Origin of the sequence: Paenibacillus sp. 276b, assembly GCF_900107875.1 — a bacterium.
Classification (GTDB): Bacteria; Bacillota; Bacilli; order Paenibacillales; family Paenibacillaceae; genus Paenibacillus; species Paenibacillus marchantiae.
The window spans coordinates 64770-88471 of the sequence record NZ_FNRR01000012.1 but is presented as its reverse complement, the minus strand read 5'-3'; the positions used below and the strand labels follow the sequence as shown (position 1 = coordinate 88471).

Annotated in this window: 15 protein-coding genes and 1 rRNA gene; 1 reads left to right on the top strand and 15 read right to left on the bottom strand. The window is 41.5% G+C overall.

From position 1 onward, the window contains the following. A 16S ribosomal RNA gene (locus BLV50_RS31135) occupies positions 1-336 on the bottom strand; the annotation flags it as partial. A 746-nt stretch (positions 337-1082) separates the two neighbouring features. Here BLV50_RS31135 and BLV50_RS31130 point away from each other — a divergent pair. Further along, positions 1083-2435: a molybdopterin-dependent oxidoreductase gene (locus BLV50_RS31130; protein ID WP_090811934.1), complete on the top strand. Its 1353-nt coding sequence runs from the start codon at positions 1083-1085 to the stop codon at positions 2433-2435. Between the two features lie 151 nt (positions 2436-2586). On the opposite strand, the gene ligA is transcribed toward BLV50_RS31130, so the two are convergent. The 14 genes from ligA to BLV50_RS31060 form a co-directional block, all read right to left on the bottom strand. Continuing rightward, positions 2587-4605, bottom strand: coding sequence for an NAD-dependent DNA ligase LigA (gene ligA / locus BLV50_RS31125; RefSeq protein ID WP_063568265.1), 2019 nt, complete (start codon positions 4603-4605; stop codon positions 2587-2589). A gap of 81 nt (positions 4606-4686) precedes the next feature. Continuing rightward, positions 4687-7050, bottom strand: coding sequence for a DNA helicase PcrA (gene pcrA, locus BLV50_RS31120; RefSeq protein ID WP_090811933.1), 2364 nt, complete (start codon positions 7048-7050; stop codon positions 4687-4689). Between the two features lie 428 nt (positions 7051-7478). Further along, on the bottom strand, positions 7479-8165 hold the full coding sequence (locus BLV50_RS31115) for a heptaprenylglyceryl phosphate synthase (protein ID WP_371129287.1): 687 nt from the start codon (positions 8163-8165) through the stop codon (positions 7479-7481). A gap of 288 nt (positions 8166-8453) precedes the next feature. Next, positions 8454-9329: a phosphatidylinositol-specific phospholipase C/glycerophosphodiester phosphodiesterase family protein gene (locus tag BLV50_RS31110; RefSeq protein WP_090811931.1), complete on the bottom strand. Its 876-nt coding sequence runs from the start codon at positions 9327-9329 to the stop codon at positions 8454-8456. A gap of 177 nt (positions 9330-9506) precedes the next feature. Next, on the bottom strand, positions 9507-10907 hold the full coding sequence (locus BLV50_RS31105; protein ID WP_090811930.1) for an undecaprenyl-phosphate glucose phosphotransferase: 1401 nt from the start codon (positions 10905-10907) through the stop codon (positions 9507-9509). After that, positions 10904-11836: a glycosyltransferase family 2 protein gene (locus BLV50_RS31100; RefSeq protein ID WP_090811943.1), complete on the bottom strand. Its 933-nt coding sequence runs from the start codon at positions 11834-11836 to the stop codon at positions 10904-10906. The genes BLV50_RS31105 and BLV50_RS31100 overlap by 4 nt, the downstream gene beginning before the upstream one ends. Before the next feature lie 203 nt (positions 11837-12039). Continuing rightward, on the bottom strand, positions 12040-12978 hold the full coding sequence (locus tag BLV50_RS31095; protein WP_256338089.1) for a glycosyltransferase family 2 protein: 939 nt from the start codon (positions 12976-12978) through the stop codon (positions 12040-12042). A 107-nt stretch (positions 12979-13085) separates the two neighbouring features. After that, positions 13086-13958 carry a dTDP-4-dehydrorhamnose reductase gene (gene rfbD / locus BLV50_RS31090; protein WP_090811928.1) on the bottom strand — a complete coding sequence of 291 codons (873 nt, stop codon included), beginning with the start codon at positions 13956-13958 and terminating at the stop codon, positions 13086-13088. Continuing rightward, on the bottom strand, positions 13955-14980 hold the full coding sequence (rfbB, locus tag BLV50_RS31085; protein WP_090811927.1) for a dTDP-glucose 4,6-dehydratase: 1026 nt from the start codon (positions 14978-14980) through the stop codon (positions 13955-13957). Before rfbB ends, rfbD begins: the two co-directional genes overlap by 4 nt. Before the next feature lie 18 nt (positions 14981-14998). Next, positions 14999-15559: a dTDP-4-dehydrorhamnose 3,5-epimerase gene (rfbC, locus tag BLV50_RS31080; RefSeq protein ID WP_090811926.1), complete on the bottom strand. Its 561-nt coding sequence runs from the start codon at positions 15557-15559 to the stop codon at positions 14999-15001. Between the two features lie 19 nt (positions 15560-15578). Next, positions 15579-16322: a sugar phosphate nucleotidyltransferase gene (locus BLV50_RS31075; protein WP_090811925.1), complete on the bottom strand. Its 744-nt coding sequence runs from the start codon at positions 16320-16322 to the stop codon at positions 15579-15581. 108 nt (positions 16323-16430) lie between these two features. Then, positions 16431-19034 (bottom strand): LTA synthase family protein, encoded by a 2604-nt coding sequence (locus BLV50_RS31070; RefSeq protein WP_090811924.1) that lies wholly within the window; start codon positions 19032-19034, stop codon positions 16431-16433. An 816-nt stretch (positions 19035-19850) separates the two neighbouring features. Continuing rightward, entirely contained in the window at positions 19851-22370 is a 2520-nt protein-coding gene (locus tag BLV50_RS31065) for a glycosyltransferase (RefSeq protein WP_090811922.1), read from the bottom strand. 3 nt (positions 22371-22373) lie between these two features. Continuing rightward, positions 22374-23678 (bottom strand): FkbM family methyltransferase, encoded by a 1305-nt coding sequence (locus BLV50_RS31060; RefSeq protein ID WP_090811918.1) that lies wholly within the window; start codon positions 23676-23678, stop codon positions 22374-22376. Between the last annotated feature and the right edge of the window lie 24 nt (positions 23679-23702).

The following is a 23702-nucleotide window of genomic DNA, read 5'->3' as shown; positions in this document are numbered from 1 at the left end:
CTCAGTCCCAGTGTGGCCGATCACCCTCTCAGGTCGGCTACGCATCGTCGCCTTGGTGAGCCGTTACCCCACCAACTAGCTAATGCGCCGCAGGCCCATCCCCAAGTGACAGATTACTCCGTCTTTCCAGTTCTCTTCAGGAGAAGAAAACAACTATTCGGTATTAGCTACCGTTTCCGGTAGTTGTCCCAAACTTGAGGGCAGGTTGCCTACGTGTTACTCACCCGTCCGCCGCTAACTATCCGAGAAGCAAGCTTCTCTTCAAGTCCGCTCGACTTGCATGTATTAGGCATGCCGCCAGCGTTCGTCCTGAGCCAGGATCAAACTCTCCAATAAAGATGAATTTCAGCAGCGTGGTTAGACGCTATGAAAATCATCGGCGGTATTGAAAAGAGCGATAAGCTCATTTTGAATCTGACGATTCATTATGAATCAAAAGTTACTATCCATTTGTTCAGTTTTCAAGGAACTTGTTGTCCGTTTGTGTTAATGCTTGTCAACCGGACAGGAATCTTATCTTATCATGTTGACTAACTAACTGTCAACTCTTTTTTTCGTCAGCGTTCAAAGCGTTTCGACAATCATTCGCTTGAGGCGACAAGAAATAATATATCACGATCTAATTTATTTAGCAAGCACTTTTTAATAACCTTTATATAAATGATTTATAATCCACAACTCCCGCTATCTAACGAAACTCTCAACTACATCAATCGACAGATTATATGAATCCGGATGGATCAACTCTATTTACATACAGATACTTCGAGTTACTGAAAAATGAATTCTATTTACTTAAAACAGAAAGGGTACATCTACTTTTGAACCAATAGTATTAGATAACCAATTAGAGGATACTTTTATATTAGAAGTGTTTCCCTTCACCTTTTGATACAAGTGATCCAAAACGCTCTATAATAAGGTATATATAATATAGAATAAGGAATGAATAGGATACTCCCGTTCAAGTAATCACTGACACAGTACACAATAATACTAAATTCAGAACCGCTCTCTAATCACAATCGGCTTCATTTATATCGAGGATGCTCTGATGAATAACCTATATGGGGTGAAAGCATATGAAGCAATGGCTGAAGAACATTCGAAAGGGTTATGGTAAAAAGCTCGTTTCCATTCATGCCTGGAATGCCTGGATTGTTGTCATCCTCGCGGTATCAGGTCTTATGTTGGTCGGTGGTTTCTGGCGTGAGTTACTCGGGATTGGACGCGTATGGTTAAAGTGGCTACATATTGTCGTCGGTCTAGCTATGCTAGCACCTGTGGTGTATTACTTACTTTTGGCCGGAAAGCACTGGAAACAACTTCGTAATCGGCCGTGGCAGAGAGCAAATACAATCGTTGTTCTTGCACTGCTGGTAGGGTGGCTGTTATCAGGTATAGTGTTATGGCAGTTCAAGCTCGCTGGGCCGAGATGGTCGAATGCCGCGCTTCTGGTTCATGATTTGCTGACTTGGGTGGGCCTGCCTTATATTATCTACCACTCCATCACGCGAACGAGATGGTTAAAAGATCCTGCACGCCGTGCAGTAAAAGCAACGACAGTTGTAGCAGAGGGTAGAAATAGGGTGCATCCAACTGATGCTCCTGATGAATATACGACGCCAGCAGCGGTAGTTTCTACCGAATCTATACGTACCATTAAGGAGAGTCCTCTCCATCATCCAGAGAAACCTCAACCCGTGTATACACGGCGGGCATTTATTCGTTCTGCTGTAGGCGTGGGCCTAGCTGTGACTTTGGGGCCTACTTTTATATCATGGGTTGGACGAAACCTCAAACTAGACAATAGTATTGATAGCATGCTGGAGAACGACCCCAATCACATGGTGCCTTTGCCACAAGCGCTGCCAGCTTCCTCACCGCCCGTCGGAGGCGGAGCTGAAGGTCATTTTCGCGTATACACGGTTACACCGATACCTTCCTTTTCCAATGCAAACTGGTCATTCCGGATTGATGGGCTTGTTGAACGGGCACAGGTATGGAACTGGGAGCAGTTCGTGAAACTTGCACGTACCGTTCAGGTCAGCGACTTTCACTGCGTTACAGGCTGGTCTGTATATAAGAATACTTGGGAGGGAATATCTCTTAAGCAACTTTTGACCCAAGCAGGCGTAAAACCCGAAGCGCACAGCGTCAAGTTCTACTCCGGGGACGGTGTATATACGGATGCGATAACGATGGATCAGGCACAGATGGATGATATTATGGTAGCTGTCATGCATGACGGCAAACCGATCCCGGCAGATTTGGGCGGTCCGGTACGCTTGGTCATTCCCCAGATGTATGCCTATAAGTCTGTCAAGTGGCTGAATCGTATTGAACTGATTGACAGCGAACATATCGGCTACTGGGAAGAACGAGGTTATGACAAGGATGCATGGCTTACTGGTGCTTCTCAGGCGCGTTCCTGATTTGAGTTACTGCCGATATACAGTTGAGTTTAAATAAATGTGCAAACAAAAGACCCCCGTTCCACTATTCGTGGTACAGGGGTCTTTAAGTTATCTATTACTTATTCCAGTTAAGCTGCGATTTAATCAAAGCCTACTCCACATTCAGAATCTATCCCTCTTGATTTAAAAGACGTACAAGTTCGTCCTCATCCTCAATGGTAGGAATGCCGAGATCATGAGCTTTGGTCAGTTTAGAACCTGCCTTCTCTCCGGCAATAACGAGGTCTGTCTTTTTGGAGACACTACCCGTTACCTTCGCTCCAAGTGCTTCGAGTCGTTGCGTTGCCTCTTCCCGCGTAAGTTGATGCAGCGTTCCGGTCAGCACGACCGTTTTGCCACTGAAGAAGGAATCTTCCACAATCGCTGCTGGTGCCTCAGGCGCCTGAGCTTTCACGCCTAAATTCAGCATCTTCTCGATAGCTGCCTTTGTAAACGGGTCTGCAAAGAAAGTCACAATGCTCTCAGCTACAATACCACCTACATCAGGTAGTTCAACGAGTTCCTCTGCCGTTGCATTCATAATGGCATGCAGGTCGCGGTAATGATCAGCCAGCATACGTGTAGTCGATTTACCTGTATTCGGAATGCCCAGTGAATATAGGAACGAAGCGAGGTCACGATCCTTGCTCTGCTCCAGTGCAGCAATAAGGTTGTTCGCTTTCTTTTCACCAAACCGCTCCAGCTTCACCAAATCATCGAATTGCAATGTATACAGGTCAGCAGGCTCACGCACGTTCAATTCATCGTACAGCTGAATCGCCGTTTTCTCGCTGAATGTCTCAATGTCCATAGCATCACGGGAAGCAAAATGAGAAATCCGGGCCACCGTCTGCGGTTTGCACGCCAGCTTGTTGTTACAGAATAAATGCGCTCCACGCTGTTCCAGCGGGAATCCACATGCCGGACATTGCTCAGGGAACACGATTTCCTCGCCATCACTCTCTTCAGTCACTTTACCCAGTATCTCAGGAATAACATCATTGGAACGACGGATAAAGACACGTGTACCCAAGGCAAACTTCAGATTTTTCCGCTCAATGTCACCTACGTTATTCAACGTGCAGTTCTGTACCGTTACCCCAGCTAGCTCAACCGGTTCAACTCGAGCAAGTGGAGTTACTTTGCCGGTACGACCCACATTCCAGACTACAGAGTTCAGAACGGTTGTGGTCTCTTCCGCCTCGAATTTGTACGCTACCGCCCATCGAGGGAATTTATCCGTGTAACCCAATGCCTCACGGGTGCGCATGTCTGTGATTTTGATAACAGCTCCATCGATCAGGTAGTCCAGTTGGCCACGGCTCTCCTGTATCGCAGCCAACTGCTCCATCACATCATCAAACTCATGGAAATACGTAATGGACGGATTGACTTTAAATCGATTCTCACGGAGAAAGTCCATCATCTCCTGATGGTTGGCAAACTGAATATCATCCGAATAACCTACATTATAGAAATAGGCGTTCAATCGTCGCTCAGCGGTAGTCTTCGGATTTAAGTTGCGCAGTGCTCCTGCCGCGGCATTCCGGGCATTTTTGAGCGGTTCTGCTGCCGTTTCATTATAACGATTCAATACAGACAGGTTCATGATGCCTTCACCCTGGACTTCAATTGTGCCGCCTGTATACGGGATTTTAAGCGGAACAGATTTAATGGTTCTAACCTGAGCCAAAATGCCCTCCCCTACAGCTCCGTTTCCACGCGTAGAGGCTTGAACCAACTCACCGTTTGTGTACGTTAGATTCAGGGTCAAACCGTCAAACTTCAGTTCAATCACATAGCCAGGTTCGGGCAACGGATTGTCTGGATTTTTGGTGTTGAAGTCATTGACCAGCTTGAGCACACGAGTATTCCAGTTTCGCAGCTGCTCTATATTCTGGGCTTTGTCCAAGCTCCACAATGAGGATAAATGGCGATGCGGTGTAAACCCTTTGAGCAGTTCACCACCCACACGCTGTGTCGGAGAATCAGGCAAAACCATGCCACTCTCCTGTTCCAGCGTAACCAGTTCGTCGTACAGAAGATCATACTCCTTGTCGCTGATCTGCGGCTGATCCATCGTGTAGTACTGATAATTATGCTGGTTTAGCTCGGTAACGAGTTGCTCCATCCGGTGCATCGGGTCCATACAGGGCCATCCCTCCGTTATTATAATTTGGATCTATGTAGAACGAACGTTAGAGCAATCTCTAAGTTCGTTCATGAATATCTATTCCACTTTGGTGATTGGGGCAAAGCCTGCAAGCAGACGTTTTAGGCCAACCGGGGCCGGGAATGCGATCTGAAGCTCTGTGTCATTACCCGATCCTTTCACCCCAACAATGGTACCTGTTCCCCATTTGCCGTGTTGTACTTTATCTCCGGCTTTGAATCCGTCAGAACCAGCTCCGGCAGCGACCGGTTTAGATGCCGACGACGGGGCAGGCGTGCTGGATGTGCTGGACGACGTACTCATGGTAACCCGTGAGGAAGTAACTGACGAAGCGGAAGAACCGCTTTGGCTCTGACGATCAAACAGCTTGCTTGCTCCGCCACCAAAGTTGCTTCCTCCACTGGCACCAAGTCCACGGCCACCATATGATCCACCTGCGCTGCTACCACGACGGTAGCGGTCGCGAGCCATCGAAGTATCTTCTTTTAGCTCATCCGGAATTTCATCCAGGAAGCGCGAAGGCGGGTTCGCCGTTGTGCGTCCGAACAAGGTCCTCATTTGCGCGCAAGACAGGAAGAGTTGTTCTTCCGCACGCGTAATGCCCACATAAGCCAGTCTGCGTTCTTCCTCCAGCTCCTCGTTATCCATAAAGGCCCGGCTGTGCGGGAAAACTCCTTCCTCCATACCAACGATAAAGACGACAGGGAATTCCAGACCTTTGGCACTGTGCATCGTCATCAGGGTAACTGCGTCACTCTGATCCTCTTCATCATCGTTCATACTGTCGATATCTGCAATCAGTGCGAGATCGGTGAGGAATGAAACGAGCGTTTTGTCTTCATTATTTTTCTCGAATTCCATCGTAACGGACAGGAACTCATCAATGTTCTCCAACCGCGCGCGGGATTCGAGCGTATTTTCATTTTGCATCTCTAGTCGGTACTGACTCATCTCGAGAATCTTCTCGGTCAGTTCGGTCACAGACAGATATTCTACCATCTGATGCAGCGCGGCGATCATATCATAGAACTCCACCAGCGCATTCCGCGTTCGACCGGCAAAACCGAGATCGTCCACAACCTGAAGCACACGGTATATTGAAATCCCCCGTTCTCCTGCTGCAGCTGCCAGCTTCGCTACCGTTGTATCACCAATGCTGCGTTTTGGTACATTAATAATCCGGGTAAGGCTGATGTCATCATCGGGGTTCGACAGCAGGCGCAGATACGCCAGAATGTCCTTGATCTCTTTACGATCATAGAACTTGATGCCGCCAACGATCTGATACGGAATATCAGACTTAATCAGAATTTCCTCTATAACCCGGGACTGGGCGTTGGTACGGTACAAAATGGCATGGTTCTGATAGGATTTGCCGTTCTTCACATTTTTACTAATCTCGGAGGTTACAAAATACCCCTCATCATGTTCGGAATCCGCACGGTACACCTTGATCTTTGAGCCACCCTCTTTGTCCGTCCACAGTTTCTTCGGTTTGCGCCCAGTATTCAGGCCGATTACCTCATTCGCTGCATTCAGGATATTCGAAGTGGAACGATAGTTTTGCTCGAGCAAAATCGTATTGGCTTCAGGGTAGTCTTTCTCAAAATTCAGGATGTTGCTGATATCCGCTCCACGCCAGCGATAGATCGATTGGTCACTATCCCCTACGACGCAAATGCGGTGATGACTATCAGCAAGCATACGGCAAAGCATGTACTGCGCACGGTTGGTATCCTGGTACTCATCCACGTGAATGTACTGGAATTTCTTTTGGTAAAAGTCGAGAACTTCCGGTACCTCTTTGAAAAGTTGAATAGTCGCCATGATGAGATCATCAAAATCGAGCGAGTTGTTGGCTCTGAGCCGTTTTTGGTACATCTTATACACTTTCGCCACAATGCCTTCAAAATAGTCAGCAGCCTGTTTCTCATATTGCTCCGGACTGATCAATTCATTCTTCGCGGTACTCATCATCGATTGAACGGCTTTTGGCTCAAATTTCTTGGTGTCGATGTTCTGGTCTTTCATACAACTACGAATGACAGATAATTGGTCAGATGAATCCAAAATGCTGAAATTGGAGGTGAAGCCGATGCGTTCAATGTCACGGCGCAGAATACGCACACACATGGAGTGAAACGTTGATACCCAGATGTCACGACCCTGAGAGCTGCCAACCAGTTGGGATACCCGGTCTTGCATCTCGCGTGCCGCTTTGTTCGTAAACGTAATAGCCAAAATACCCCAAGGGGGTGCTTTTCGCGTTGCAATAAGATAGGCAATCCGGTGTGTTAGAACACGGGTCTTGCCACTGCCCGCTCCAGCCATAATCAACAGCGGTCCATCCGTCGCCTCGACGGCTTGCCGTTGGGGGGTGTTAAGCCGTGCTACGGCATCATGTATATTTACAGGTTGCATGCATGCATGCTCCTTTCATTGGTTGAAATCGATATAAGTAGTACTAAGGGTTACACTCGTCACTACGATGACAGAATAATCTTCCGATCGCCGTTATTCCCGGATTTTTTGATCTACTTTTTTCAAAGTGAAAATCCGGTAATAAATGCGAGCACTTCGTTTCTCCAGCTTATTTCTGTCCTCTTCGTTCTCGTGTAAAAATTTAGTTTAGCTTATTTTTAAGAGTAGTTGAAATTACAATTGAACTGCAATTACTATCTTTCAGTTCTTTCAGTTGTTGAAAAAGTGAGAACGCTCCGCTTCTCCATTGCAGTCTACGTTCTTGTGTAAACGACATTGCGCTCATGTAACTTGTTCTATTTAGCAAAGCCGAAGTTCTATTTTAACAGATCAAGAGGGGAAATTGGGGGAATGGTAAACTAAACCGATTAAACGGATTGTTTCACAGCTTGGACCGTCTCCAACGCCTTGTGCAAATCACTGTACACAATGTTTCCAACCACAACGGTGTCTGCGACCTGTGCAGCTTGTCCAGCTTTCTCCGGACTATCAATCCCGCCGCCATAGATGAGATGCGCCTTGGTGAGTTGTCTGTGTGTCTCTCCAACCAACTCCATATCTCCAAACGTTCCGCTGTACTCCATGTATACGATAGGCAAGTTAAGCAGACGTTCCGCAGCCTGGGCGTAAGCAACTGCAGCATCCGTCGTCAATTCCGTATCCGCTCCAGTCATTCGGGCAACAGTGGAGTCGGCATTGAGGACAATATAGCCTTCTGCAATAAGCAGATCCCATGGGATCAGATAACCGTAACGTTCGATAGCTTGCTGGTGCTGTCCGATCATCCATTTGCTATCCGTTGCATTCAGCACCATCGGAATCAGATATCCGTCAAAACCAGGCACAACTGCCTCCAGATCGGATACTTCAAGCACACAGGGCAGCTCGTAGCGACGTACTCTGGACATCAGGTCAACCGTGTTGTCATAGGTAATTCCCGAAGACCCGCCAACAATAATGGCATCGCTACCCGACATGCAGATCAGGTCGAGGGCTTCATCCGTTATTTCCCGGTCCGGGTCTAGCTTAAATACATGTCTCCACTGCTTAATCATGTCTATCAACGAACATTCCTCCAGAGGTTCTTCTGCATCCTAAAAAGCTTGTAAACTAAGTCTAAGTCAGCAGGGAGTGAGTGTCAATGTTCGTATAAAAAGGGGAACAAAAAATCACAGACTTTTCCCTGGAATTGCAGGAGAAGCCTGTAATTTTAGATGGCAGGGATGTGATACTACAGAATTTAAGCCAGCGCCTGGTGCCACTTCGAACATCAATATCTTGAGTAGAGTTGGATCCAAAGTCTCAAGTAGGGATACCGCAACCTCTGAATCAACATTTAATACTCAAGGTTTCCAGGCAAAACGTGTGTTCATCTCATCCAGTTCCTGCTCAGTCAAAACATCCGAATACACGCCGTACACGCCCCATTTCTCATAGTTTGCTACCTGATCGGTGTCATTAATGGTATGCACGTAGGTGACGGCTCCTGCCTGCTTCAGCTTGGCAACGAAATTCTGGTTCACTTTATATTCCGGCATGGTTACGGCATCGATGTCATTCTTTTGTACAAAATCAACCACCTGGGCTTCAGTATCCTGCGTAGCATAAAGGGTATAGATAATAGAAGGAAACGCGTAGATTTCTTTCACGGTTTCGAGCATCGGCTCGTTATAGATCTGTACTACAACCCGATTAAGAATTGAAGAGTCATGTTTCTTGGCTGCGTCCACGAGTGATTTCAGCACCTGCTGAATATCCTCGTCCTTCTGTTCTTTGGTATCGGTCACGATATACATATCCGGGTACTTGGCCAATACATCCATAATGCCGTCGGCATCCATCGGTTGATACATGCCCAGAATGGGGGTATTCATAAATTCATCATGTGTCAATGCCCCAGCCTGTTTGTCTTCGGGTAACTCCTCGTCCTGTCCCAGCATTTTGCTCATGTTGGCGGTCCATTCATGTCTGGCTACTGCTTTGCGGTCCGAGGTCAGCATAAAGTCAATCTCAAACACACGTGTGCCCTTCTCATAATTGGCAATCATCGCCTCATAGGCGTTGGTGTAGGGCTGCTCACGGATACTGCCCATGGCATGAGCAATCAGTCGATAGGCCGTAAACCCATCGTGCTGCTCCTCGCTCTGACTGTCATAGGAAAAAAAGAGTGTGCCCACGGTTACGATGAGTAGTGTAATGACGGCGGCAATTCGTTTCATATGGCGTTCACATCCTTATCAGGGTGGTAGGGAAGAAAAAGAGTACGAATAACATGATATGACGAAGCATGTGCGGTTTTTCCTTTTTGATAGCTAACTACCCTGATTGGAGAGGTGTAAAACAAAAAGCCGCCCGAAGGCGGCTGTTAATGGTGGATCATTGGAATTGAGCGAAGATTAATAAGCATTCTTGAGGCCATTTCGAATGGTTTCCCATATGATTTTGATATCGAATAATAAGGACCAGTTTTCAATATAAAAGATATCCTGTTCAATCCGATCCTCGATCGACGTATCTCCTCTTAATCCTTTACTTTGCGCCAATCCCGTAATTCCTGGGCGGACATGATGCTTAATCATATATTTCGGAATTTCATCTCGGAATTGATTCACGTAGTATGGGCGTTCTGGCCTTGGGCCAACTACGCTCATGTGACCTAGCAGCACATTGAAAAATTGAGGCAATTCATCCAGGCTGGTGCGTCTTATAAATGTACCAAATGCTGTGCGCCGCGGATCATTCTTCGTTGACCAACCGGTGTCCATTGCGCCTGCAGGAATGACTTTCATGGAGCGGAATTTATACATCTTGAAGTTGCGACGATTGAGACCGACACGCTCCTGTTTGAAGATGATAGGACCGGATGATGTAATTCGTACGCCGAGTGCAACGATGGCCATGACTGGTGAAGTCAGGATGATCGCAACAAGAGAGAACAAAATATCGAACGTACGCTTCATCAGTCGGTTTACCGCAATATCCAGTGGGATATCACGCACGTTTATCATGGGCATGCCAGCAAAATTGTCGAAATGAGGACGGGCCGGAAGATAATCAAAAAAGTCTGGAATAATCAGCGTCCGTACCCCCGCCTTTTCACACACATTAATAATATGCGAATACTTGTCATGAGCATCAAGTGGCAGTGCCAAAATGACTTCGTCAACAAGATGCGTTGATAAGAACTCTTCAAGTTCATCAATTCGACCCAGAATGGGTTTGAATCTCGCCTGTTCTGTCTCATCCCAGTGACGGTAGTCATCCAGGAATCCAGTCACTTCGTATCCAAGCTCAGGGTAGTTTCGGAGGTTGTCATAGAAACGTTTACCCAATGAGCCAGCACCGAGAATCAGTACGAACTGGCGGTTAAAGCCTTTTTTACGCAATCGTTTCAATTGCAGTTTCACTATATAGCGATAGAACAGTGTGAAGGATACATTGCCCATCATATACATGGCCAGATATGCACGAGAGATGTTTACTTCTTTGAAAAAGAACATCAGGCTCAGCAACATGAAAAAGGCCACGCCATGAGACTGAACAATTCTCCAAAGTTCATCAACAAAGCGTTTTTTTCGCTTGGCTATATACAAAGAGGACATCATTCCTGCCAAAATGGCAAGTACTGCGTATACGACACTCCATAACATGTATTTTTCAATAGGCAACGGATTCTGGTTCGTTAACAGATCACTTTCAAATTTCAACCACCAGGCCAACAGAAACGACAGCTGGATTACGGCAAAATCAGCCGCAATATATAGCTGAGTTAGAAATCGTTGATTACGCCGAATCATGAGTTCACCTCGGAAGATACTTCATTCTCCGCTCTCATGCGGGGTGCAGTCTTTCCTTGACGAGAAGGAAGAGATAATTTACTGCTCAACAGGGACAACGTAAATTTGAGCGAGATGCCCATCCACACAGCTGCATTCGTAATTGAATTGTATTTCTTCGCATAATGCTTTCGGTGGAATACCCACATCGCTCTATGAAACTCATACGTAATTTTCAAAGGTTTGCGACGGGCACTGCCGCCCTTATAGTGCACAATATATGTACGCGGATAATAAAAAATCCCCCACCCCGCCTCTTTGATGCGATAACACCAGTCAATATCTTCTCCATACATAAAAAACGTCTCATCCAACCCACCAACCTGCTCAATCGTCTCACGACGTACCAGCATGAACGCACCAACCAGACAGTCTACCGGATATTCATCATCCGGGCTGAGATGTCCCAATTGGTACTGGTTAAACTTCGGTCGCTCCGGGAAGAGACGCGAAATACCGAATGCGTAATAAAAGGATGCTGATGGCGTAGGGAATCCCCGCTTGCATGCTTTATCCAGTGAGCCATCTGGCAGAATGACTTTGCAGCCTGAGGCCCCCATCTCCGGGCGGCGGTCCATGAATCCGACCATCGTTTGCAGCGTATCCGGCTGAACGACCGTGTCCGAATTGAGGAGCAGGATGTAACGTCCTTTGGCTACTTTCATGCCTTGGTTGTTAGCAACGGCGAAGCCTGTATTGTCGTTGTTGGCAATCATGCGAACGTCCGGATACGCTTTTTGAATGGCTTGAACTGAATCGTCACGTGAAGCATTATCTAAAACAATAATCTCGTATTGGTACGAGATCTGTGAAGCGTAAACCGATGCCAGGCAATCCAGGGTAAGTTGTCGTGTATTGTAATTGACGATGATAATGCTAACGTCAACCATTTGAGATGCTTCTGTTGATTGTAAACCGACCATCTGGACGGTTTCTGATACTTGGGTCATTTGTAAAACTCCTGACTTGTAGTGCTTTATATAATAAATCGATCTTGAAAATAAATATGACAAAATCGTAGCGTGGTATCTTCCACTTAACGTAATTATAGCATAATTTGGATAGAGGAAGCAGAAAGCAATGCATACAATTTTTAGAGTTTGCCCGCGATAATAACCAATTTCAAAACAATATTATCCAGAAGAGACTGTCTGTAAAAAGGTGTCTTAAACGCGTACCAAATTCTATCAATAACATTTTTTTCTAAGCAATGGAGCAAGTTTCTTATTTCTTCAATTTGTGCATGAGTTAGGGAATATTTATACATATCAAGAAATAATTTGGCCTGTTTGCTTAAAATATAATGGTTATTCCCGTTCACAAATCGATTCACACGCTTGCGCCATTTCTGTATCCATCCATCACGTCCCCCGCCAAGTACATTACCTTCATGCTGCCGATACTGTATACCGGGTTGCTCATCAAAAATCACTTCCCCAAAAATAGTGACGTACAGAAAAATCCACCAATCGTGCATAATTACTTTACTTAATTCAGAAGGGAGGTTGCTTCTAACCTGATTAAATGTAATATCATTCATAACCATCGTACACCCGACACACGAATTTTCAACTAATGCATTGTGTAGTTCAAGTGGCTTTTGGGGAACCTTGGGCCATACACCAAGAGCATTTAAGTGCTGATCCACCATCTGAGTTGAAGAACAATAAAGCAAAGGAATTGCTGAACTTTTGGTCTTAAGCAATGTAACTGCTCGAATGAGCTTATCTTGTTCCCACACATCATCCTGATCACAAAAAGCATAATAGTCAAACGTAGGTGGCGAAGACCGAATCAATTCAAAGAAGCTGCGAATAACCCCCAGATTGTCCTCTGAACGAAAATGAATCCGATCTGGGTATGCTTCAACATATGGTCTCAACTTCTCTATTGTACTGTCTGTAGATCCATCGTCTCTTATATAGATTTGAGTCTCCACCTGCACTTGAGCGATCAGGCTATCCATCTGTTCCTTGATATAGCGTTCACCATTGTAGGTGGACATCATAATTAAAACCTTGGGTTGTTTCACATTCGCACCTCATTGTTAGATAACGTTAGACATTTCTCCTGTAGAGATTACTCTATTATAAACGAAATCTCCCGCTCATAAGTTACTGGGCGGGAGATTTAAATTAGTCAATTCGGCTCTATGTGTATTTCTTTCAAGAAATCGAGCAATCCTTCTCGCCAAGGTCTAAGGTCTTTTAAACCATTGGTACGGATTGACAGATGCTCCATCACTGAGTTTCGTGGGCGCGGGGCTGGACGAGGAAACTGATCAGTAGCACAAGGATCAACTTCAGCTTGAATATGGAAACCAGGTAATAATTGAGCTTCTTCAAAAATTGCTTGAGTGAACTCATACCATGTACATGCCCCACTATTGGAAGCGTGGTAGACGCCATATTTTTCAGTACTCATTAATTCAAGCAAAAAATGGGCCAAATCAACTGTATACGTAGGTGATCCCTTCTGGTCATGTACAACTTGAAGCTTGGGTTTTTCCTGACCAAGTTTCAACATGGTTTTAACAAAATTATTTCCGTAAACGCCATACACCCACGAAGTGCGGACAATAAACCATCGTGAAGATAACGATTGCACCAGCACCTCTCCGGCGCGCTTGGATTTGCCATAGATACTTTGCGGATTGGTGTTATCGTATTCCTGGTAAGGTACTTCGGAGGTACCGTCGAATACATAATCCGTACTGATATAGATGAGTTTGGCTCCAGTCTGCTCAGCAGCTACCGCAATATTTCGGGTTCCTGTGGCATTGACTTGATATGCTCCGTCTACATCCGTCTCGGCGGCATCCACCGCGGTATAAGCCGCACAATGGATGACCACCTCTGGATGATATGTCGATATGACATTGTTGCATTCATGCTGATCCGTAATGTCCAATTTATCGCGAGCACAAGCCAGAACGGAATGCCCCTCTTTTTCCAAAAGAAGCACCACATCGCGCCCCAGCTGGCCGTTGGCTCCAGTTACAAGCACCTTCATGCCTTGGCGTCTCCCAAACGAGAACCGTATTGCTTCTCATAGTAATCCTGATAGGCGCCCGATTGGATACGCGTCCACCATTCCTTATTATCAAGATACCACTGGATGGTTTCCTTGATTCCCGTCTCAAAGTTATGCTTTGGCTTCCAGCCGAGTTCGGTCATCGTTTTGGTTGGATCGATACCATACCTGCGATCATGTCCAGGACGGTCCTGTACGTATTGAATCAGAGATTGGGGTTTACCAAGTTGCTCCAAGATTGTTTGGACAATGTGTACGTTGGTTCGTTCGTTATTGCCACCAATATTGTACACCTCGCCATTGCGTCCATGGTGAATGACCAGATCAATGGCACTGCAATGATCCTCTACATATAGCCAATCCCGAATGTTCAGTCCATCTCCGTATACAGGCAGAGCTTCATCATTCAACGCACGTGAGATCATGAGTGGAATAAGTTTCTCCGGGAACTGGAATGGTCCGTAGTTGTTGGAACAGCGCGTAATATTTACAGGAAGACCAAAGGTCTCGTGATAAGCACGTACCAATAAATCTCCTCCAGCCTTGGAGGCAGAGTATGGGCTATTTGGCTGAAGTGGCGTCTCTTCCGTAAACAACCCTGTAGGTCCGAGAGAACCGTAGACCTCATCGGTTGAAACTTGGACAAACTTGGTTATATTGTGTTTTTTGGCAGCATCCAGTAAAACCTGAGTACCATTGACGTTCGTTCTCACAAACACATCCGGTTCCAGAATACTGCGATCCACATGAGATTCGGCAGCAAAGTTTACCACCACATCCACGCCCTGACCGATCAGGCGGTCCAACTCCTTCGCATCAGTGATATCTGCTTTGACGAAGTTATGCCGCTTGTTGCCTTCAAGTGATTTCAAATTCTCCAAATTTCCCGCATATGTGAGTGCATCCACGTTGATAATCTGATAGTCTGGGTATTGTTGGAGCATATACATTACAAAGTTACTTCCAATAAATCCGGCGCCGCCGGTAACGAGCAGTTTCATATGGTTGAAACCTCCTAATTACTTCACTTCGAAATTGAAATTGATCTCCGCGTCTTGAAGTAGAGGATGCCTCTGGTCCTTATCGGACAAAATCGGATTAGATGCAGGCCAATCAATTCCAAGTGCCGGGTCACTCCATAATATGCCTCGGTCGTTCTCTGGGGAATAGTATTCGTCTACTTTGTATAAGACTTGGGTGTTAGGCACAAGGGTACAGAAGCCATGAGCAAATCCTTTGGGGACCAATAGTTGACGGTGGTTCTGTTCACTCAGAATAAATCCTTCCCATTGTCCAAACGTTGACGAGCCTTGACGAATGTCTACAATGACATCATAAATAGCACCGAATAGAACCCGAATCAACTTCGTTTGCGCTTTAGGACTGAGCTGATAATGCAAACCTCGCAATACGCCAGGCTGCACAGACAAAGATTGGTTATCCTGAATGAAATGATAATGGAGTCCGTGCTGTTTCATAAGTTGGCCATTGTAGCTTTCCATAAAAAAACCACGGTGATCTCCGTGAACCACCGGTTCCAGCAGAACAGCTCCCTGTAGTTTTAAGGAAGTCACTCTCATTGTTGAGCCCCCCTTTGAATTATAATTTTAACTTTCCAAATTCCTCACCAAAAACAATCTCTTGTGCCAACTCATTGGCACGATCTAGGGATGTATGTGTACCTGCATCCGTCCACCAGCCTTTGAGAATATCGTAGGTAAGTGCTCCTCTTTTAATATATGCATTATTCACATCTGTGATTTCCATTTCTCCTCGGGCAGAGGGCCTTAATGTTCGAATAATATCAAAGACATTGCGATCGAACATGTATATGCCTGTAACCGCGTAACTGCTTTTGGGACGTTGTGGTTTTTCCTCAATGGAAATGATGCTATCGTCCTTCAACTCTGGCACCCCGAATCGCTGAGGGTCCGAGACCTTCTGGATCAGTATTTTGGCCCCATACTTCTGCTCACGGAACCTGTCCACATAATTGCTTATATCATCAGCAAAAACGTTATCTCCCAGGACGACCACCATCTGGTCATCACCTACGAATTGCTCAGCGAGTCCTAACGCTTGGGCAATTCCACCGGCTTCATCCTGAACGCGATAGGTGAATGAAACACCCATATCAATTCCGCTACCGAGCAGGTTCACCACATCGCCCATGTGCTCTTTACCTGTAATCACCAGGATGTTAGTTAGACCTGCTTGCCTCAACTTATATACAGGATGGAAAATCATTGGATATTTACCAACAGGAAGCAAATGTTTATTGGTTACCTTGGTTAAAGGAAAAAGGCGGGACCCGGTCCCGCCTGCTAATATAATAGCTTTCACAATTTTCCTCCCTCTCTTAGTCGCAGGTTATTTATATTTTAAATTCAAAACAGCAGTCCAACTTAAAGCTCAAATATATCGGTAAAGTTAATCACATATTAATATCATTTATTTACGAGTGGTGGTGTAAATTTCTTCCACCACTAAATCCAAATTTTGTTGACCCCGCAACCGGAATTCCAAACTTACATCACCATCAATTTCAAATGGCAATTCAGCGATATAGTATTCCCCATCACGTTTGAAATCACTTGGTGAAAAGTTCTGTATAGCTACTATATTCTCCCCCCCATCTGTTGATATATCTAAAGTTAGTAAGGTTGTTTTATTACTGTATTGTTCATTCATTTTAAATTTATATATGAGCGAGTGCTTTCCTTTTGGATAAGTAAGATAAGGACCATAGACAAGAAAAACACCATTTGCTTCCGAAAGGATATTAATATGATTTTCTTCAGTTGGATGAGCACCAAGTTGAGTACTCATAAATGGAATTAAATTAGTCATATTATTTAATGAACCTTTATCATAGGTGTCAAATTGAATGGATTCTTCCTTAGAGTTCTCACTTTCAAATTTCATAATTAAATTGTTTATTTTCACCTTTTTTGAATCCTCCAAACTCGATAAAAAAGGTGTCATATCCAAGCTGAAACTATAACCACTTTGCTTTTCTTCATTGTAAAAATTGTAATTCAAGTGGCCCTTGTCAGTAACGGTTTTTCTGATTATTTTATCTTCGTTTGTTTCTACTATAAATCGTAAGGAATCATCTGGTTCCGGATTAACTATTTCATAATCAAAACCTATAGTAACATATTTTTTTGCAGGTAAAGTGATAAATTGCCCTTCAGTAATTGTATATCCTTGATTAGTTTTAACGTCAAATTCCTTGCTAGATATTATATTAATTTTATCGTTTGCTCCTAATGAACTGCTAGTATATTTTTTATAAAGTAGTATTTCATCTCTTAATCTTTCATCATCTATAAATGAAGTTGAATATTTTGTTGCAAACATCTCATGGTTGTTTGACTCTATCTTGTACAACTCATTTTTGTTATTCACCTGATATACTATACCTTTCTGAGTGGAATAAAAGACTTCACCATTATAATGTGTAGCGAATATTACAGGACTATCTTCATTGTATTCTCTAAATATACTCCTTCCTTTGTTGCTCGACCATTCTGCTGCATCTATAAAATCCATGACGGAATTAAGTATATCCTTGTGACCAAAGACATCTGTGTTTAATTTTGCACTTTGAATATTAGGTGCATATGCTATACATATCCCCCAATTGGAGCCATAAGGCTGGTTATCAACACCATGAGACTCATCTGACACGAATAAAACCAAGGTGTCGTTAGCAAAATCAGAAGCATTTATATAATCAATAAAATCAGACAGAGAATCATCTAAGTAATTGACCGAAGCTTCTTTACGATCAGAATATTTTGACGAGTATTCATCAGGGACAGCATATGGATGATGAGTACCCACTGTTAGTAAAGTGGCAAACCATGGCTCCCCTTTACTATTAAGCTCATTCAAATAATCTTGTGCTTGTTTAAAAAAAGCTTTGTCATCTACTCCCCAAGCAAAAGGCACTTCCTTATAAGAAAAGCCTTCTTCACCAATTATAGTATCGAAACCTGCAGCACTCATGAATTGGTCTTTCGACATGAACTCTATGGGAGCTGCTTGAATAAACGCTGTATTATATCCTTTATCTTTTAATAGTTGTGGTAAAAGTTTACTTCTATTAGACGCTTCTTCAATCCCCATATATTCATATGCTTTCGGCGTAGAGGCATCTAACTTTGGATAATCACCACCTAATAAAGAGTACAATCCTCGAATTGTCTGGTTATTATGGGTCAGAAAATTTGGTACAACTATGCTGTGATTTTTTATTTTTTCAAAACTTTTCATTTTCACTGTATTATCTATGCCAAAATAATTCTGAATTTCTGGAACATAAGCTCCTGTTAATCCTTCCATAGTAACAATAAGTACGTTTTTAGAAGACATCTTACTATCACTTAATAATAAGTTCCCGTTATCTATTTTTTTTGAGCTATTAATTTTATCTTCAATATCCACGGGGTACTCTACTATAGTTTCATCCTTATAGGAAGCGATTAAATTAAATACGCTATTATTCAAGGAAGCGTATGTAAAGTTGCTTTCTTTCCAATCATTTGAAGAATTTAAAACAAGAATACTTTCCATTAGTAATATAAGTACACTAATACCAGAGATAATGTAACCTTTACGTTTCTTACTATTCACCCAATTACTTGTGGATAAATTCCCAGTGACCAATGTGCCTATTAAAGAGATCGTTATAATAATGTAGTATAAGGGAAAATTAAAACCAGACAGTGAACCTTTTAGGAATTCAGTGTCGGAAGCATATGAGATATCTTTAAGGTTAACAACATTATTCATAGCGTAGATATATTCGATATTCACCAAATGAAACACAATAAAGGGGACAGATATTAGATATGGTAACCACTTATTCAGCTTACCTGTCCAATAGCACAAAGCTACAAGCAATAATAAAAATATGATATCTTTTAACACAGGTCCTAGAACAGATTCAAAAGAGTAATCTAAACCTTTTGAATTCATCAGTAAGAATCTACCGTATACAAAAATGAATGAAAATAACAAAACAAACAAAAAATAAAGATTTTTCATAAAACATATTACTCCTTACTATAATTCTGAGTTAGTGATTCTGAATTGCTTATTTTAGTTGTCAGCAAGGAGCTGTTAAAACTAATGAATATTATATAAATAGTTTAGGGACTTTGATGCATTTCACCCACCTCTTTCCTTATTGGAAGTCCGCATACAACAGCTTTCTCCGCCGGAAAGAGAGGGGCAAAGCAAGTCATCGGACATTGGCAGGGAGAGTCAAACATTAAATAACCTGCTTCCCTTCGAAATGACCGGAGGTAAGGACCATGATTCGGTTCATGGATACGACACTTAAAGAGACTAAATTAACAGTCTTAAAGGACCGGGTGTATGATACGATATGCAATTCGCGCTCTTCTGACAGAGAACAGGTCTATCCTGAGATTCGATAAGAGAAGTCGCCGAGTGAGTAATCTCGGATTACTCTTCCTAGTATACATTTATCCAAAAAATGTTGATTAAAGATAAAAAACTATACGACCAAGCATGGAGATTTCTGGAAAAACAAATGTATGAAATAACACAAGTGGATGACTACATCAGCCACCCACGTAGCTTCCCAGTATTTTTCGGCTTTCCCTCATCATTTATTTATCGAGGTCTAGTGGATGGAGAAATTTGCAGGATAAGGGTCGCCTTTCGGCGAGTCATGAGTCTTTCTCTCTTATTTTAATACTTCATACAACTGCGTTTTTATCCATCATTCGAAATAGAGTTTTCCACGAAAAGTCTCATTCGTATCTCTAGCCACCCTACACGTCTCTCGACAATAATTGAGGTTTTCACGCTCCTAGTAATATATTCATATTATAATTACATTTTTGAAAATGAAAGGGTTTTGGCCAACTCGTAAAAATCCACTTCTTTATCTGAATAATCTCTATTAAGATTGAAGATTAAAATATCAAGTAACTGATCATTAAGTAATGATTTACTACTATCCTTCAAAAAATCTGTATATTTTTTAGAGATCAATTCTAAATTCAGATGATTTTCGGCGTATTCTATTGCTTTTCTCGAAATAATATCAGTTTTCCCAGGATCATTAATTAGTTCCTTCAATTTTTTATAAATCATATTAGATTCTTCGGTAACCGATAAGTTTTTGGGGTTTGTAAGCTTTACACAAGCATCATCAGGTACTTCCGAAAAACTTCCAAGGTCATTGACTAGAACGCACTTCCCTTTTCCTAGCATTCTCATTAAACTTCCAGACGTTTCACCATTGTAAGGAAATCTCAAATTTAAACATATATTAGCTGTATCCATGTAATCTTCAAAGATTTCATGACTGCTATAGCCAGTAATAATAACTTTGTCAGTTAAATTATTCTCTGTTAGAAAATCTGTAAGTGGTCCTTTAATATGAGGAGCTGGTTTACCTACGAAATATAGATATAAATTTCCAAACTCTTCAGCTAACTGTTTAAATGCATTCAAAATAGGGAAAACTCTTTTAGTTTCATGAATATGACCAAAGGCTGAAATAACTACAGAATCGGTAGATATATTTAATTTGGCCCGAGTACGTACTTTATTTTGTTTTTTAATACGGGCGTAATGATGTATTTTATTCACTTTATGACCAACATTCTTTTCCAATAACAACTTCTTGGAATAATCACTATGAACTATTATTTTTTTTGAATAATTAGTTACTACTCCATTCAGTGGAAGATCATATAATTGTGGATTACCTCGACCATCAACTAATTCACCTACATAAGTTTCAGTAATTTCTTTATCGTAATCCTCAAGTAGGATTTGTTTATATGCTTTAAAATCACCTTTAGCAGCAGTCAGATGATAAATTAAGCCATGCAAATTGTAATCGTGGAGCACTAAAGTCCCTGGGGATTTTTGAATAAAGTCAATCATGTAAGCATGATACTCGCTGTTTCCCATTTGATAAATTATATCTTGATATTCATTCTCCCTTGTAATAAAACTCTCATATACATGTACTTTCACATTAGAATCGAATTCGTAGATAGGCTTATAGTTTTTATCAATGTATATATCTATTTCGAAATAGTCAGACAATCCTTTAATAATATCAACACTGTAATCAGCAATCCCTGATTCTAAAGGAGGGAGAGGGGTGAAAAAGGCTATTTTATTTTTATTTCCTGTAATCTCATATTGAGCTTTCTTTTCCTTTAAAGAAGTCAGGGCATTTAGCGTATCGTCTGCCACTTTGTCCCAAGTAAACCTTCTTACCCGTTCGAAGCCCTTATTAATTAGTTCATCTAAATCTGTTTTTTCTAATATTTCAATTAATCCTCTAGTGATGTCTCTACTATCGAAAGGATCAACAAGCACAGCAGCCCCCTCAGCAATTTCAGCTAAGCTCGAGTTATTAGAGGTAATCACTGGAGTCCCACATGCCATAGCTTCTACTATCGGCAATCCAAATCCCTCATATTGTGATGGAAAAGCAAGAATATGAGCTAAATTATACAGGGAAATTAATTCATTTAACGGGACAAAATTTGTAAGGATAACTCTACCTTCTATTCCATTTTTTTTAGCAAGATTATAATATCTTTCTTCTGAGGCTGAGCTGAGCTTACATGCAATTACTAATTGATATCTATCAATTAACTTCCTTGGCATCTGTGAATATGAATATATTAATTCTGCAATATTTTTTCGATCGTCGTCCCCACCTGTACACATAATATAATCTTGTTTAATATTATATTTACTTCGAATAGCATAATTTTCTGCTTCGGTAACATTAATTTTTTTAAACCAATCATCTGTCCCAGCATATATTATCTCTATTTTTCCCGATTCAATATGAAAATTTTTCACAAGATCATCTTTAACGCTCTGAGATATAGCTAGTATCTTATCAACCTTACGAACTTTCTCTACCCAATTCATGTATTCATCATAAAATTTTTTATCACTTAAATATCTTTTTTTAAAGAGATAAGGGATTATATCATAAACCGTTGCCACTACTTTTACATTGTCGAACCATTCCATTTCATAAGACATATTCCTATCAAATGGAGATGTTATATAAAAAACTTCAATATTATTTTCTTTTATAAACCTTTTAACTAAGTCTCCGATAATCCCTTTAAAATCTTTGTTTTTTGTTAACAATCCATTAGGTCCTAGATAGAAATAAAACTCTCTAACATTATTGGAATAATTCAAAATATTCTTTAACTCAACATTCTCATAGAAATTAATCAAGAAATAATTATTTTCTTTATCCTTTTCAAATAATTTATTAAATTGACTTGTGTTATAGTTTCCAATACCTCTATTTTTTGAATCAGGTCCCAAAATAGCCAGCACATCAATTGCAATATTCATACATTATTTTCTCCTTGCATTATTCAAGTATATATGATCAATAAAGATTGAATTAATACCGGTAAAAGCATATTCTTCATAATCTTTACTTTTCAAAAAATTATACACTTCTGAATTTTTAGTTTGATAGTTTAAAAAAACATCATAGCTTATCATTTCTATTACAATTAGAACAGGACGATATTTATCAAAATCAATTGATCTTATAATTTCGATGTCTTTCCCTTCAATATCAATAGATAAAATAGTTGGTGATTTCCCAAGATAATTCTCAACAATATCATTGTATGAGATTGTTTCCACAAGTTTAGTGTCAACAATCTCAATATTAGGATTAATCTCACGTATTTTAGAGATGGAGTCCTTATCAGGTGTACTCAATCCATCGCCACTTAAAATGTAAAATTCAATTTTATTATTCGAGCTTGTGTCTACTAATTTGTTCAAAACAATATCTCTATGGCGATGAAACTTTAATTCAGGAATAAGTTCAGGATTAGCCTCAACCAGAACACCTTGTGAACCTTTGTTATAAAAGAAAAAAGTATTGCTCATCTCTTTAGCATGATTTGCTCCTAGATCGATATAATTCACTTGATCAAAAGGTATTCCTAGTACATGAATAATATACGCTAATATACTATCTTCTCCAGACTGAGCAAAAGTTTTTTTATTAAAGAAAGAATCATGATCGTTATTGAATAAGTTGCTGACATTTAGCTTTTCTATTATTTCCTCTGCTTGAACTAGTCTTTCAACATAGATTGAATTTTGTTTCTCAATACAATTAATCTGATTTTCCAATTCATTTTTTTGTTTTTCGAACTCTTCGACTACATTAGCTTGTTGTTGAATCATCTTTGTTAATATTTCTGTCTTTTCTTCAAGGTTGTGTATACTTGCTTCAAAACTATGCTGCACTTGCTTAGTACTTTTCATTTGGTTATTTAGCGGCACGATAACTTGAGTTATTCTACCTATAGAAGAGGTTACATTGTTGTTAAATTCTGTTTGTTGGTATGCTACCGGCTCTATATACCATTTCAATAATTTTCTAATTATTTTCTTTCCAAATACAATCAATGGACCAATAAACTTTCTTTGCGAGTGTAGATATCTATATGCAAAGTTTTCCCTAAGTTTTAGCATATTATTTATATATTTGTCGAGTTCAGTGAAATGATTACTTAAATGATCACTATGATCGAAACTTGGAGCTTGATTCTGTATTTCACTACGTTTTTCTAATCCATTAATTAATTTTTTATAAATTACTTTGTGTTCAATGTTTTTGAATTCTTTGTCCATTATGTTCCACCTCAGTTATAAGCA

What these genes read in the sequence shown, in the direction of transcription:
- BLV50_RS31065 (WP_090811922.1), bottom strand. Translation starts at nt 22,370, where the DNA reads ATGAATATTGCAATTGATGTGCTGGCTATTTTGGGACCTGATTCAAAA.
- BLV50_RS31100 (WP_090811943.1), bottom strand. Translation starts at nt 11,836, where the DNA reads ATGGTTGACGTTAGCATTATCATCGTCAATTACAATACACGACAACTT.
- ligA (WP_063568265.1), bottom strand. Translation starts at nt 4,605, where the DNA reads ATGGACCCGATGCACCGGATGGAGCAACTCGTTACCGAGCTAAACCAG.
- BLV50_RS31115 (WP_371129287.1), bottom strand. Translation starts at nt 8,165, where the DNA reads ATGATTAAGCAGTGGAGACATGTATTTAAGCTAGACCCGGACCGGGAA.
- BLV50_RS31110 (WP_090811931.1), bottom strand. Translation starts at nt 9,329, where the DNA reads ATGAAACGAATTGCCGCCGTCATTACACTACTCATCGTAACCGTGGGC.
- rfbB (WP_090811927.1), bottom strand. Translation starts at nt 14,980, where the DNA reads ATGAAACTGCTCGTTACCGGCGGCGCCGGATTTATTGGAAGTAACTTT.
- BLV50_RS31060 (WP_090811918.1), bottom strand. Translation starts at nt 23,678, where the DNA reads ATGGACAAAGAATTCAAAAACATTGAACACAAAGTAATTTATAAAAAA.
- BLV50_RS31130 (WP_090811934.1), top strand. Translation starts at nt 1,083, where the DNA reads ATGAAGCAATGGCTGAAGAACATTCGAAAGGGTTATGGTAAAAAGCTC.
- pcrA (WP_090811933.1), bottom strand. Translation starts at nt 7,050, where the DNA reads ATGCAACCTGTAAATATACATGATGCCGTAGCACGGCTTAACACCCCC.
- BLV50_RS31070 (WP_090811924.1), bottom strand. Translation starts at nt 19,034, where the DNA reads ATGAAAAATCTTTATTTTTTGTTTGTTTTGTTATTTTCATTCATTTTT.
- BLV50_RS31105 (WP_090811930.1), bottom strand. Translation starts at nt 10,907, where the DNA reads ATGATTCGGCGTAATCAACGATTTCTAACTCAGCTATATATTGCGGCT.
- rfbD (WP_090811928.1), bottom strand. Translation starts at nt 13,958, where the DNA reads ATGAAGGTGCTTGTAACTGGAGCCAACGGCCAGCTGGGGCGCGATGTG.
- rfbC (WP_090811926.1), bottom strand. Translation starts at nt 15,559, where the DNA reads ATGAGAGTGACTTCCTTAAAACTACAGGGAGCTGTTCTGCTGGAACCG.